Here is a 12,509-nt window from a genome sequence, read left to right on the forward strand (position 1 = left end):
TCTCCTTCAGTTTTCCAGCGGCGCGAGGATCAGCTGGATGCCGCGCGCGCGTATCTGTTCGGCGGCCTGGGCATCCAGGCGCTCGTCGGTGATCAGGGTATGGACGCTGCTCCAGGGCAGCTCCAGGTTGGGAATGCGCCGGCCGATCTTGTCGCTTTCGACCATGACGATGACTTCGCGTGCCACTTCGGCCATGACCCGCGACAAGCCCAGCAGCTCATTGAAAGTGGTGGTGCCACGCGCCAAGTCGATGCCGTCGGCGCCGATGAACAGTTGGTCGAAATCGTAGGAACGCAGCACCTGTTCGGCGACCTGGCCCTGGAACGACTCGGAATGCGGATCCCAGGTGCCGCCGGTCATCAGCAGCACCGGCTCGTGCTCCAGCTCGCGCAAGGCATTGGCCACATTCAGTGAGTTGGTCATCACCACCAGGCCGGGCTTGTGGCCGAGCTGCGGAATCATCGCTGCCGTGGTGGTGCCGCTGTCGATGATGATGCGCGCATGCTCGCGGATACGCGCCACACCGGTGCGGGCGATGGCCTGCTTATGCGGGGAAATGGGCTGCGTCGGCTCGCCGATCAGCTCCTGTGGTACGGGCACAGCGCCACCGTAGCGGCGCAGCAACAGGCCATTGCTTTCCAGGGCGGCGAGATCCTTGCGAATGGTCACTTCGCTGGTGGCAAAGTGCTGCGCCAGGGCGTCCACGGACACTTCGCCCTGCTCGGCGAGCAAGGCGAGAATGGTGTGGCGACGTTGCGGCGTGTTGCGCTTCGACATGCTTAAGTTTCGATTCGAAAGATAATGGCGCGAATCAAAACATATGATCGAAAAACCCGCAAGCGTCCGTCGCTCAGTTCAGCGTCAGTTTGACCCCGAAACCGACCAGACAGAGCCCTGCCAGTTTCTCCAGGCCTCTGGCAATACGCGGATTGGCGCGCATGCGCTCGGCGAGAAAGTGCGTCAGCAGCACGATCAGCAGGCCATAGAGGAAGGTCAGCGCCATGATGGTCACGGCCATGAAACCGAATGTCACCAGCCCCTGATGCCGCTCGGGGTCGATGAACAGTGGGAAGAAGGCCATGTAGAAGATGATGGCCTTGGGATTGAACACGGTGATCACCAGGGTCTGCCACAGGTAACGGCGTGGCTTGATCTCCAGCGTCGGCGCTGCACCGGGTTTGGCCAGGATCATGCGCAGGCCAAGGTAGATCAGGTAGGCCGCACCGAGCCATTGCACGACATGGAAGGCCGCCGGATAAGCCTTGAGCAGCGCGGCAACCCCGGCCACCGCCAGCCACAACAGCACCTGGTCGCCGAAGATGATGCCGAAGGTCGAGGCCAGCCCACCGCGAATACCGCCCTTGCCGGTGGACAGAATCAACGCCAGGTTACCCGGCCCGGGAATCGCCAGCAGAATGATGAAGGCCACCACGAAGGCGGCGTAATCCGTCACACCGAACATGCCAAAGCTCCTCGCTACGCGAAGTTATCAACAAGCAGGCCTCGGACTCCTCAGCGAATCGGCAGAATCGCGTTGGGATCGAGGTAGAACATTTTCTTCCAGCCCTGGGTAGAGTCGTCCGCGCGCCAAGGCAATGGCAGCAAGCTGACGAGCGAATAGTGTAGATGGGCCGGTTTGCCGCGTGCGTTCCCCGTATCGCCAACGCTACCGAGCAGACTGCCCGTCAGCAGTGGCTGGCCTGGATAGACGTCGATGCTGTGCAAATGAGCGTAATAGTGCAGACGCCACTTAGGGCCCAGTACCAGCACAACCTTGCCACCTTGCTGGATTTCCCCGCGGAACAGCACCACGCCGTAGCTGGTAGCACGCACGGGTGTACCCAGCTTGGCGAAGATATCGATGCCCTTGTGCACACCGGAACGGCCCCAGGGCTCGAACCAGAAGGTCTGCGGATTCCAGTCCCGAGCGCTCGCGCCCTCCACCGGAATTCGCGGCCATTCAGGTAATACGCCCCAGATCAGCACCAGCCCTAGCAGAATCCAACGTTTACGCAGTGGCATCCTTGCCGTCTCCTTCAGGATTTCTTGGTCGGCCGCTTCCAACCTTCGATATTACGCTGCTTGGCGCGGCCGACCGCCAGCGTGTCGGCCGGTACATCGCTGGTCACCACCGAGCCGGCGCCCGTGGTCGCACGATCGCCCAGGTTCACCGGGGCCACCAGCGCGCTGTTGGAACCGATGAACACGTCCTCGCCCATGACGGTGCGGAATTTGTTGGCACCGTCGTAGTTGCAGGTGATGGTGCCGGCGCCGATGTTGGTGCGCGCACCGATCTCGGCATCGCCCAGGTAGCTCAGATGGCCAGCCTTGGCGCCCTCGCCCATGACCGCGTTCTTCAGTTCGACGAAGTTCCCCACATGGGCCTTGGCACCCAGCTTGGTACCGGGGCGCAGACGCGCGAACGGGCCGCAATCGGCGCCCTCGCCCATCTCCGCACCTTCCAGATGGCTGTTGGCCTTGATGATGGCCCCCCTGCGCAGCACCGAGTCCTTGATCACGCAGTTCGGGCCGATCTGCACATCGTCCTCGATGATCACCTTGCCTTCGAGGATGACGTTGATGTCGATGGTCACGTCGCGGCCCACCGTCACCTCACCGCGTACATCGAAGCGCTGTGGATCGCGTAGGGTCACGCCCTGAGCCATCAGGCGACGGGCCATGCGCTGCTGGTAGTGAGATTCGAGCTGCGAGAGCTGGATACGGTCATTGGCGCCCAGCACTTCCATCTCGTCTGCGGCACGCTCGGTGGCCACGGTCAGGCCATCGGCGACCGCCATGGCGATCACGTCCGTCAGGTAGTACTCGCCCTGGGCATTGCTGTTGGACAGACGCCCCAGCCAGTCGGCCAGGCGCTTGCCCGGCACGGCGAGGATGCCGGTGTTGCCTTCGCGGATCTGTCGCTGCGCTTCGCTGGCGTCCTTGTGCTCGACGATGGCCTGCACCACACCGCTGCCATCCCGGACGATACGCCCGTAACCCGTCGGGTCAGCCAGCTCGACGGTGAGCAGGCCCAGTTGATCGTCGCTGACCAGTGCCAGCAGACGCTGTAGGGTCGCAGGCTCGATCAGCGGTACGTCGCCATAGAGAATCAGCACGGTCTCAGCACTGAGCTGCGGCAGGGCTTGGGCCACTGCGTGACCCGTACCCAACTGCTCGGCCTGGATGACGAAGTTCAGATCATCGGCTTCCAGGCGCTCGCGCACCTTGTCGGCGCCGTGCCCGATCACCACCTGAATGCTGCTCGGCTGCAGGCTACGCGCGGTGTGGATGACATGACCGAGCATGGGCTTGTCAGCCACCGGGTGCAGCACCTTGGGCAAAGCGGAACGCATGCGGGTGCCTTGGCCGGCAGCGAGGATGACGATATCGAGCGACATGAACGAAGATTCCTTGGCGACCACCGGCACAGGGGTGCCAGCAGAATCAAACGGCAGAAAAAGAAAAAGGGTAGCCAAGGCTACCCTTTCTCAAACAGCGATTGAAGCCGGTGGTATCAACCGCCGAACTTCTTGCGCAGCTGCTGGACGGTACGCAGCTGAGCTGCGACTTCGGCCAGGTGAGCGGCGGCGGAACTGTAGTTGAACTCAGAACCCTGCTCGCTCAGCGCCTTCTCAGCGGCCTTGAGGGCCTCCTGAGCAGCGGCTTCGTCGATGTCGGCGGCGCGCTGCACGGTGTCGGCGAGAACCTTGACCATGTTCGGCTGCACTTCGAGGAAACCACCGGAGATGTAGAACACCTCGTCCTCGCCACCTTGCTTGATCAAGCGGATCGGACCCGGTTTCAGGTCAGTGATCAGCGGCGCGTGGCCCGGAGCGATACCCAGATCACCCAGGTTGCCGTGCGCAATCACCATCTCCACCAGGCCGGAGAAGATCTCCGCTTCCGCGCTGACGATATCGCAATGGACTGTCATAGCCATACGCTTGCCTCAGGTTACAGGCTGTGGACAACCTGAGTTATCCACAAACCTGATGCGCCCGTTGCCAGGCGCATGGGTGATTACAGTTTCTTCGCTTTCTCGATGGCTTCGTCGATGCTGCCGACCATGTAGAAAGCCTGCTCCGGCAGGTGGTCGTAGTCGCCCTTGAGGATGCCGCTGAAGCCAGCGATGGTGTCCTTGAGGGAAACGTACTTGCCTGGCGAACCGGTGAAGACTTCGGCCACGAAGAACGGCTGGGACAGGAAGCGCTGGATCTTACGAGCGCGCGATACCAGCTGCTTGTCCGCTTCGGACAGCTCGTCCATACCCAGGATGGCGATGATGTCCTTCAGTTCCTTGTAACGCTGCAGCACGTACTGAACGCCACGAGCGGTTTCGTAGTGCTCGTTACCGATGACGTTCGGATCCAGCTGACGGCTGGTGGAGTCCAGCGGGTCAACGGCCGGGTAGATACCCAGGGAAGCGATGTCACGGGACAGTACGACGGTGGCGTCCAAGTGGGCGAAGGTGGTCGCCGGGCTCGGGTCGGTCAGGTCGTCCGCAGGTACGTAGACGGCCTGGATCGAAGTAATGGAGCCTTTCTTGGTGGAGGTAATACGCTCCTGCAGAACGCCCATCTCTTCGGCCAGAGTCGGCTGGTAACCTACTGCCGACGGCATACGGCCGAGCAGTGCGGATACTTCGGTACCGGCGAGGGTGTAACGATAGATGTTGTCGACGAACAGCAGAACGTCACGACCTTCGTCACGGAACTTCTCGGCCATGGTCAGGCCGGTCAGTGCTACGCGCAGACGGTTGCCTGGTGGCTCGTTCATCTGACCGTAGACCAGGGCTACCTTGTCGAGAACGTTGGAGTCCTTCATCTCGTGGTAGAAGTCGTTACCCTCACGAGTACGCTCACCCACACCGGCGAACACGGAATAACCGCTGTGCTCGATGGCGATGTTACGGATCAGTTCCATCATGTTTACGGTCTTGCCGACACCGGCACCACCGAACAGACCTACTTTACCGCCCTTGGCGAACGGGCAGACCAGGTCGATAACCTTGATGCCGGTTTCCAGCAGGTCGTTACCGCCGGCTTGCTCGGCATAGCTCGGTGCAGCGCGGTGGATTTCCCACTGCTCTTCTTCACCAATGGGGCCGGCTTCGTCGATCGGGTTGCCCAGTACGTCCATGATACGGCCCAGGGTCGCTTTACCGACCGGTACCGAGATGGCCTTGTGGGTACGGGTGATGTCCAGACCGCGCTTGAGGCCTTCGGTCGAACCCATCGCAATGGTACGTACCACGCCGTCGCCCAGCTGCTGCTGAACTTCCAGGGTGGTTTCGGCGCCGACTACTTTCAGCGCCTCGTATACGGCTGGCACCTGATCACGCGGGAATTCCACGTCGATAACGGCGCCGATGATTTGAACGATACGTCCGCTACTCATCTTTGGTTCCTCTGAATATTTGAACCGTTCTTAAACCGCGGCAGCGCCGCCGACGATTTCCGAAATCTCTTGGGTGATCGCTGCCTGACGCGCCTTGTTGTAGATCAGCTGCAGGTCTTTGATGAGCTGGCCAGCGTTGTCGGTGGCGTTCTTCATCGCGATCATCCGCGCAGCCTGCTCGGCCGCACTGTTCTCGACCACTGCCTGGTACACCTGCGATTCGACATAGCGAACCATCAGGCCATCGAGCAGTTCCTTGGCATCGGGCTCGTACAGATAGTCCCAGTGATGCTTGAGGTCTTGATCCGGATCGGCCACCAGGGGAACCAACTGCTCCACTGTAGGCTTCTGCGTCATGGTATTGATGAACTTGTTCGAGACCACGGACAGACGGTCGATACGCCCCTCGAGGTAAGCGTCGAGCATGACCTTGACACTACCGATCAGGTCGTTGATCGACGGCTCTTCACCGAGGTGGCTGATCGCAGCGACGACATTGCCACCAAAGTTGCGGAAGAATGCCGCACCTTTGGAGCCAATCACGCAGAGATCGATCTCCACGCCTTGCTCACGATCTTTCGCCATGTCCTTGACCAGGGCCTTGAACAGGTTGGTGTTCAAGCCACCGCACAGACCACGGTCACTGCTCACCACCACATAACCGGCGCGCTTAACAGGGCGCTCGATCATGAAGGGATGGCGGTACTCCGGGTTGGCGTTGGCCAGATGACCAATCACCTGGCGGATACGCTCCGCGTAGGGACGGCTAGCTGCCATGCGCTGTTGAGCCTTGCGCATTTTGCTGACCGCCACTTTTTCCATGGCGCTGGTGATCTTCTGCGTGCTTTTGATGCTCGCAATCTTGCTGCGAATCTCTTTTGCGCCTGCCATTTCACACCTATCGGGTTAGCAGGCGGGCGTCTTGCGACGCCCGCTGCGGCTTACCAGGTTTGGGTGGCTTTGAACTTCTCGATACCGGCTTTGATGCCCGCGTCGATTTCGTCGTTGAAGTCACCTTTCACGTTGATCTTGGCCATCAGATCGGCCAGCTCACGGTTGAAGTAGCCCAGCAGGGCTGCTTCGAAGGCGCCAACTTTGTTCACTTCCACGTCGGTCAGGAAGCCGCGCTCGGCAGCGTACAGGGACACGGACATGTCGGCGATCGACATGGGCGCGTACTGCTTCTGCTTCATCAGTTCGGTAACACGTTGACCGTGCTCGAGCTGCTTGCGGGTGGCTTCGTCCAGGTCAGAGGCGAACTGAGCGAATGCTGCCAGTTCACGGTACTGAGCCAGAGCGGTACGGATACCACCGGAGAGCTTCTTGATGATCTTGGTCTGGGCTGCACCACCCACACGGGATACCGAGATACCGGCGTTGACGGCCGGACGGATACCCGAGTTGAACATGGCCGATTCCAGGAAGATCTGACCGTCGGTGATCGAGATCACGTTGGTCGGAACGAACGCGGAAACGTCGCCAGCCTGGGTTTCGATGATCGGCAGAGCGGTCAGGGAACCGGTCTTGCCAGTCACGGCGCCATTGGTGAACTTCTCGACGTACTCTTCGGAAACGCGGGAAGCGCGCTCCAGCAGACGGCTGTGGAGATAGAACACGTCGCCCGGGTAGGCTTCACGGCCTGGCGGACGGCGCAGCAGCAGGGAGATCTGGCGGTAAGCCACAGCCTGCTTGGACAGGTCGTCGTACACGATCAGAGCGTCTTCGCCGCGGTCGCGGAAGTATTCGCCCATGGTGCAACCGGCGTAAGGAGCCAGGAACTGCAGTGCAGCGGATTCGGAAGCGGAAGCGGCGACCACGATGGTGTTGGCCAGCGCACCGGATTCTTCCAGCTTGCGCACGACGTTGGCGATGGTCGATTGCTTCTGACCGATTGCCACGTAGACGCAGCGGATGCCGCTGTCTTTCTGGTTGATGATGGCGTCGACGGCCAGAGCAGTCTTACCGATCTGACGGTCACCGATGATCAGCTCACGCTGGCCACGGCCTACCGGGATCATGGCATCGACCGACTTGTAACCGGTCTGTACCGGCTGGTCGACCGACTTACGCCAGATCACGCCCGGTGCAACCTTCTCAACGGCGTCAGTAGCCTGCGCGTTGATCGGGCCTTTGCCGTCGATCGGGTTACCCAGTGCGTCGACCACGCGACCCAGCAGTTCCGGACCAACCGGGACTTCCAGGATGCGGCCGGTGCACTTGGCGCTCATGCCTTCTGCAAGGCTGGTGTAAGCACCCAGCACTACGGCACCAACGGAGTCTTGCTCCAGGTTCAGCGCCATACCGTAGACGCCGTCCGGGAACTCGATCATTTCGCCGTACATGACGTCGGCCAGACCGTAGATGCGCACGATGCCGTCGGAAACGGAGACGATGGTGCCTTCGTTGCGGGCTTGGGAGGCGACGTCGAGTTTCTCGATGCGCCCCTTGATGATTTCACTAATTTCGGAAGGATTGAGTTGCTGCATAGCTCTGCTGCCCCTTCAAACTCAAGATTTCAATGCTTCGGCCAGTTTCGCGAGCTTGCCGCGAACAGAGCCATCGATTACCAGGTCGCCGGCGCGGATCAGTACACCACCGATCAGGGTGGCATCTTCCGCGGCGTGCAGACGCACTTCTCGGCCGAGCCGTGCACTGAGAACCTTGGCGAGTTTGTCTTGCTGTTCATCGCTCAATGCGAAGGCACTGGTTACATCCACGTCGATCGACTTCTCCTGCTCGGCCTTGTACAGCTCGAACAGGGCGAAGATGTCCGGCAACAGGGCCAGACGGTCGTTCTCGGCGATAACGCGGATGAAGTTCTGTGCCTGGGCGTCGAACTTGTCACCACACACCTCGTTGAAGGTGGTGGCCTTTTCTGTACTCGTCAGACGCGGGGCCTTGAGCACGCGCTGCATGGTGTCGTCGAGCGACACCGCCGCAGCCAGGCCGAGCATGGCTGACCAATTGGCCAGTTGCTGGTGGGCCTGGGCGTGCTCGAAGGCAGCCTTAGCGTAAGGTCGGGCCAGCGTGGTCAGTTCTGCCATGATCGCGCCCTCGCTTAAATTTCGGCTGCCAGTTTGTTAACCAGCTCCGCATGCGCGTTTTGGTCGATGGATGCGCCCAGGATCTTCTCCGCACCGCTGACTGCCAGGCTACCCACTTGGGCACGCAGGGCGTCTTTGATGCCGTTGATTTCCTGTTCGATCTCGGCCTGAGCCTGAGCCTTCACGCGGTCAGCTTCGACACGGGCCTGATCACGGGCTTCGTCGACGATCTGAGCAGCACGCTTATTGGCTTGCTCGATGATTTCGGCAGCCTGCCCTTTGGCTTCGCGCAGTTGCTGGGCCACTTTCTCGTGGGCCAGCTCCAGATCACGAGCCGCGCGGTTGGCAGCGTCCAAGCCGTCTGCGATCTTCTTCTGACGCTCCTGCAAAGCCGTAATGACCGGAGGCCACACGTACTTCATGCAGAACAGCACGAAGATGAAGAAGGCAACGGACTGGCCTATCAGGGTTGCATTAATGTTCACGCCAACACCTCGCTCGTTCGTTGTCCGTCACACCAATTCACTCGAAAACGAGTGAATTAGCCTGCGATTTGACCAACGAAGGGGTTCGCGAAGGTGAAGAACAGTGCGATACCAACACCGATCATGGTCACGGCGTCCAGCAGACCGGCGACGATGAACATTTTGACTTGCAGCATCGGGACCATTTCCGGCTGACGCGCAGCGCCTTCCAGGAATTTGCCACCCAGCAGACCGAAACCAATGGCGGTACCCAGGGCACCCAGGCCGATCAGCAGTGCAACGGCGATAGCGGTCAAACCAACTACAGTTTCCATTTTTCCTCCCGACTTACAGTCGTATTGGTTAGGTTTTTGTTGAAGCGGTAAAGCGAAATCGTTTGTTTACAGCGCCCTCACGCCCGCAGGCAGTGAGGGGTTGTCCTGGCCGGCACCGCCTGGGCGGTGCCGAGGAACCTCACTGACAGCCTTAGTGGCTGTCTTCGTGCGCCATCGACAGATAGACGATGGTCAGCATCATGAAGATGAATGCCTGCAGCACGATGATCAGGATGTGGAAGATGGCCCAGGCCACCTGCAGCACACCACCCAGCGAGCCCAGCAGCATGCCGCCGCTGAACATGATGGCGATCAGGATGAAGATCAGCTCGCCGGCATACAGGTTGCCGAACAGTCGCAGTGCCAGGGAAACCGGCTTGGCGATCAGGGTGACGAACTCGAGCAGGAAGTTGACCGGAATCAGAATGATCTGCACGGCCATGTTCTTGCTGCTGAACGGATGCAGGGTCAGCTCACCGAGGAAGCCGCCGATGCCTTTGACCTTGACGCTGTAGAACAGCAGCAGGGCAAAGACCGACAGGGCCAGGCCCAGGGTGGCGTTCGGGTCGGTGGTCGGTACCACGCGGAAGTACAGGTGCGGGTCACCGGCGATGGTGGCTGCGAGTTTCGGCAGCCAGTCGACCGGGATCAGATCCATGAAGTTCATCAGGAAGACCCAGACAAAAATGGTCAGGGCCAGCGGAGCGATGAGCGGGTTACGACCATGGAAGGTGTCCTTGACGCTGCCGTCGACGAACTCGACCAGAACTTCGACGAAGTTCTGCAGACCGCCAGGCTGATCCGAGGTGGCCTTGCGAGCCGCCAGACGGAACAGAACGATGAAGATCAGGCCGAGAACCACCGACACCGCCAGGGTGTCTACGTGGAAGGCCCAGAAGCCCATTTCTTTGGCTTCCTGTGCGGTGTGGGCGAAACTCCAGCCATTCACCGGGTGCTGACCATAGGTCAGGTTGGTGAGGTGGTGCTGGATGTAACCCGAAGCGGTTTCTGCTGCCATTATTTGCCTCGAACGCTTTAAGGTCTTGAAAATTTCGTTATCAGCAGCGGGGCAAACCAGCTGACCATCAGGGTCAGCAGGTAGACACCGAACAACATCGGTGCCTCCAGGGGTTTCACGCCCGCAAACGCCAGTGCGAAGAGCACGAACGTCAGAATCAGTTTTCCCGCTTCGCCCGCATAAAAAGAACGGACGATTTCCCTAGCAGCCCGCGCCCCGCTGTAACGGAACGCCTTGTGGGCGAAATACAGATTCGGCAACCAGGCGATCATCCCGCCGAGCAGCGCCGAATAACCGGCTACGTTGCCTCGCCATTGCCAGCACAGCGCAGCGGCCAGTAGCAGGACGATGAGTTGGGCCACCAGCACCGGAAAAACCGGTAGACGATGGAAGGGCAAGCGCTTCGGCATGCGGCGTTCCATCAACAGTTGACCTCGACTATCGACCGCTTTAAATCAATGAATTGGCATAAAAAGTGCCAACAAAATTGCGCGCAGAGTATAGGGGGCGTATGCCCCCCATTCAACTGCCAGGTAGTGTTTTCCGACCGTGCGCTACACGATCAGGTGTGCCGAATTGTTTCAGCGGATATGGGCGAGCACGCCCTGCAATTCGTCGAGGGAGTTGTAACGGATCACCAACTGGCCTTTGCCCTTGGCACCGTGTTTTATCTGCACCGGCGAGCCCAGGCGCTCTGCCAGGCGCTGTTCCAGGCGGCTGATATCCGGATCGGCCTTGGCTTTGACGGGAGCCGGTTTGGCGGAGAGCCACTGGCGCACCAGGGCTTCGGTCTGACGCACGGTGAGGCCACGTGCGACAACGTGTCGCGCAGCTTCGATCTGCTGTTCGAGGGGCAAACCGAGCAGGGCACGGGCATGGCCCATCTCCAGATCACCATGGGCGAGCAGGGTCTTGATCTCTTCCGGCAGGGCGATCAGGCGCAGCAGGTTGGTGATGGTGACGCGGGATTTACCGACGGCATCGGCGACCTGTTGCTGGGTCAGCTCGAATTCCTGCTGTAGGCGCTGCAGGGCAACGGCTTCCTCGATCGGATTGAGATCCTCGCGCTGGATGTTCTCGATCAGCGCCATGGCGATGGCGGCCTCGTCGGGCAGCTCGCGCACCATGGCCGGGATCTTGTCCTGGCCGGCCAGTTGGCTGGCTCGCCAACGGCGCTCACCGGCAACGATTTCGAAGCGACCGCCGCCGATGGGGCGCAGCACGATGGGCTGCATGACACCCTGGGCACGGATCGAAGCCGCCAGCTCTTCCAGCGCGGTCTGATCCATGTCACGACGCGGCTGATACTTGCCGCGCTGGATCAGCTCCAGGGGCACGTATTGCAGCTCACGGGTGTCGACCTGGGCGGCCTCTTCCTGTAGTGCACTGACGGTGTTGCCGCCAAGCAGGGCGTCCAGACCTCGACCCAGACCTCGTTTCTTCGCAGCCATGCGGATGTTCCTTAAGCGGTAGCGGTTTTCGCGGCGGCGCGCTGACGGCGCACCAGCTCGCCGGCCAAGGCCAGGTAGGCGATGGCACCACGGGATTGTTTGTCATAGACCAACGCCGGCATGCCGAAGCTCGGTGCCTCGGCCAGGCGCACGTTGCGCGGGATCACGGCGTCGTAGAGCTTGTCGCCGAAGTGTTCCTTGAGCTGAGCCGTGACGTCGTTAGTCAGGCTGATGCGCGGGTCGTACATGGTGCGCAGCAGACCTTCAATCTGCAGCTTGGGATTGAGCAGCTCGCCGATGCGCTGGATGCTGTTGACCAGATCGGAAAGCCCTTCGAGCGCGTAGTACTCGCACTGCATGGGGATGATCACGCCATCGGCGGCGACCAGGGCGTTGATGGTCAGCATGTTCAGCGACGGCGGGCAGTCGATGAGGATGTAGTCGTAGTTCTCGCGGATCGGCGCCAGGGCATAACGCAGGCGACTCTCCTTCATCTTCATTTCCAGCAGCGCGACTTCGGCAGCAGTCAGGTCGCGGTTGGCCGGCAGCAACTGGTAGCCTCCGTGCTCGGAAAACTGCATGGCGTCGCTCAGATCGCACTCACCGATCAGCACGTCATAGATCGAATGCTCAAGGCCGTGCTTGTCGACACCACTGCCCATGGTCGCGTTACCCTGAGGATCGAGGTCGATCAACAGCACGCGACGCTTGGTCGCCACCAGAGAAGCAGCCAGGTTGATACACGTCGTGGTCTTGCCCACGCCGCCTTTCTGATTGGCGATCGCGAATACCTTGGCCAT

The 12,509-nt window shown here is 60.5% G+C and carries 15 protein-coding genes; all 15 read right to left on the reverse strand.

Going from position 1 to position 12,509, the window contains the following annotated elements; translation table 11 throughout:
- Window positions 1-6: 6 nt before the first annotated feature.
- Window positions 7-777 carry a DeoR/GlpR family DNA-binding transcription regulator gene (locus ACODS1_RS08045; protein ID WP_489085223.1) on the reverse strand — a complete coding sequence of 257 codons (771 nt, stop codon included), beginning with the start codon at window positions 775-777 and terminating at the stop codon, window positions 7-9.
- Window positions 778-850: 73 nt separating this feature from the next.
- A complete protein-coding gene (locus ACODS1_RS08050) occupies window positions 851-1,462 on the reverse strand; it encodes a LysE family transporter (protein ID WP_489085224.1) in 612 nt (203 codons plus the stop codon).
- A 50-nt stretch (window positions 1,463-1,512) separates the two neighbouring features.
- Window positions 1,513-2,022 carry a M23 family metallopeptidase gene (locus tag ACODS1_RS08055; protein WP_489085225.1) on the reverse strand — a complete coding sequence of 170 codons (510 nt, stop codon included), beginning with the start codon at window positions 2,020-2,022 and terminating at the stop codon, window positions 1,513-1,515.
- A 14-nt stretch (window positions 2,023-2,036) separates the two neighbouring features.
- Window positions 2,037-3,398, reverse strand: a complete 1,362-nt coding sequence (gene glmU / locus ACODS1_RS08060; RefSeq protein WP_489085226.1) for a bifunctional UDP-N-acetylglucosamine diphosphorylase/glucosamine-1-phosphate N-acetyltransferase GlmU — start codon at window positions 3,396-3,398, stop codon at window positions 2,037-2,039.
- Window positions 3,399-3,514: 116 nt separating this feature from the next.
- Window positions 3,515-3,940 (reverse strand): F0F1 ATP synthase subunit epsilon, encoded by a 426-nt coding sequence (locus tag ACODS1_RS08065; RefSeq protein ID WP_322980045.1) that lies wholly within the window; start codon window positions 3,938-3,940, stop codon window positions 3,515-3,517.
- A gap of 80 nt (window positions 3,941-4,020) precedes the next feature.
- The gene (atpD, locus tag ACODS1_RS08070) at window positions 4,021-5,397 is read right to left on the reverse strand and encodes a F0F1 ATP synthase subunit beta (protein ID WP_268180114.1); all 1,377 of its coding nucleotides are present in this window, start codon (window positions 5,395-5,397) and stop codon (window positions 4,021-4,023) included.
- A gap of 30 nt (window positions 5,398-5,427) precedes the next feature.
- Window positions 5,428-6,288 carry a F0F1 ATP synthase subunit gamma gene (atpG, locus tag ACODS1_RS08075; protein WP_013717978.1) on the reverse strand — a complete coding sequence of 287 codons (861 nt, stop codon included), beginning with the start codon at window positions 6,286-6,288 and terminating at the stop codon, window positions 5,428-5,430.
- 50 nt (window positions 6,289-6,338) lie between these two features.
- Window positions 6,339-7,883 carry a F0F1 ATP synthase subunit alpha gene (atpA, locus tag ACODS1_RS08080; RefSeq protein WP_322980044.1) on the reverse strand — a complete coding sequence of 515 codons (1,545 nt, stop codon included), beginning with the start codon at window positions 7,881-7,883 and terminating at the stop codon, window positions 6,339-6,341.
- Between the two features lie 21 nt (window positions 7,884-7,904).
- The gene (locus ACODS1_RS08085; protein ID WP_013717980.1) at window positions 7,905-8,441 is read right to left on the reverse strand and encodes a F0F1 ATP synthase subunit delta; all 537 of its coding nucleotides are present in this window, start codon (window positions 8,439-8,441) and stop codon (window positions 7,905-7,907) included.
- Window positions 8,442-8,455: 14 nt separating this feature from the next.
- The gene (locus tag ACODS1_RS08090; RefSeq protein WP_442443678.1) at window positions 8,456-8,926 is read right to left on the reverse strand and encodes a F0F1 ATP synthase subunit B; all 471 of its coding nucleotides are present in this window, start codon (window positions 8,924-8,926) and stop codon (window positions 8,456-8,458) included.
- Between the two features lie 56 nt (window positions 8,927-8,982).
- Window positions 8,983-9,240, reverse strand: a complete 258-nt coding sequence (gene atpE / locus ACODS1_RS08095; RefSeq protein WP_003097235.1) for a F0F1 ATP synthase subunit C — start codon at window positions 9,238-9,240, stop codon at window positions 8,983-8,985.
- Window positions 9,241-9,391: 151 nt separating this feature from the next.
- Window positions 9,392-10,258: a F0F1 ATP synthase subunit A gene (gene atpB / locus ACODS1_RS08100; protein ID WP_489085227.1), complete on the reverse strand. Its 867-nt coding sequence runs from the start codon at window positions 10,256-10,258 to the stop codon at window positions 9,392-9,394.
- Window positions 10,259-10,275: 17 nt separating this feature from the next.
- Complete coding sequence (locus ACODS1_RS08105; protein WP_489085228.1) at window positions 10,276-10,680, reverse strand: F0F1 ATP synthase subunit I; 405 nt, start codon at window positions 10,678-10,680, stop codon at window positions 10,276-10,278.
- A 159-nt stretch (window positions 10,681-10,839) separates the two neighbouring features.
- Entirely contained in the window at window positions 10,840-11,709 is an 870-nt protein-coding gene (locus ACODS1_RS08110) for a ParB/RepB/Spo0J family partition protein (RefSeq protein WP_322980040.1), read from the reverse strand.
- Between the two features lie 11 nt (window positions 11,710-11,720).
- A complete protein-coding gene (locus ACODS1_RS08115; RefSeq protein WP_489085229.1) occupies window positions 11,721-12,509 on the reverse strand; it encodes a ParA family protein in 789 nt (262 codons plus the stop codon).

Source organism: Pseudomonas sp. FG29, assembly GCF_057809355.1.

Excerpts from the sequence above, each read along its gene's own strand:
- ACODS1_RS08045 (WP_489085223.1), bottom strand. The coding sequence starts at position 777 with ATGTCGAAGCGCAACACGCCGCAACGTCGCCACACCATTCTCGCCTTG.
- ACODS1_RS08050 (WP_489085224.1), bottom strand. The coding sequence starts at position 1,462 with ATGTTCGGTGTGACGGATTACGCCGCCTTCGTGGTGGCCTTCATCATT.
- ACODS1_RS08055 (WP_489085225.1), bottom strand. The coding sequence starts at position 2,022 with ATGCCACTGCGTAAACGTTGGATTCTGCTAGGGCTGGTGCTGATCTGG.
- glmU (WP_489085226.1), bottom strand. The coding sequence starts at position 3,398 with ATGTCGCTCGATATCGTCATCCTCGCTGCCGGCCAAGGCACCCGCATG.
- ACODS1_RS08065 (WP_322980045.1), bottom strand. The coding sequence starts at position 3,940 with ATGGCTATGACAGTCCATTGCGATATCGTCAGCGCGGAAGCGGAGATC.
- atpD (WP_268180114.1), bottom strand. The coding sequence starts at position 5,397 with ATGAGTAGCGGACGTATCGTTCAAATCATCGGCGCCGTTATCGACGTG.
- atpG (WP_013717978.1), bottom strand. The coding sequence starts at position 6,288 with ATGGCAGGCGCAAAAGAGATTCGCAGCAAGATTGCGAGCATCAAAAGC.
- atpA (WP_322980044.1), bottom strand. The coding sequence starts at position 7,883 with ATGCAGCAACTCAATCCTTCCGAAATTAGTGAAATCATCAAGGGGCGC.
- ACODS1_RS08085 (WP_013717980.1), bottom strand. The coding sequence starts at position 8,441 with ATGGCAGAACTGACCACGCTGGCCCGACCTTACGCTAAGGCTGCCTTC.
- atpE (WP_003097235.1), bottom strand. The coding sequence starts at position 9,240 with ATGGAAACTGTAGTTGGTTTGACCGCTATCGCCGTTGCACTGCTGATC.
- atpB (WP_489085227.1), bottom strand. The coding sequence starts at position 10,258 with ATGGCAGCAGAAACCGCTTCGGGTTACATCCAGCACCACCTCACCAAC.
- ACODS1_RS08105 (WP_489085228.1), bottom strand. The coding sequence starts at position 10,680 with ATGGAACGCCGCATGCCGAAGCGCTTGCCCTTCCATCGTCTACCGGTT.
- ACODS1_RS08110 (WP_322980040.1), bottom strand. The coding sequence starts at position 11,709 with ATGGCTGCGAAGAAACGAGGTCTGGGTCGAGGTCTGGACGCCCTGCTT.
- ACODS1_RS08115 (WP_489085229.1), bottom strand. The coding sequence starts at position 12,509 with ATGGCCAAGGTATTCGCGATCGCCAATCAGAAAGGCGGCGTGGGCAAG.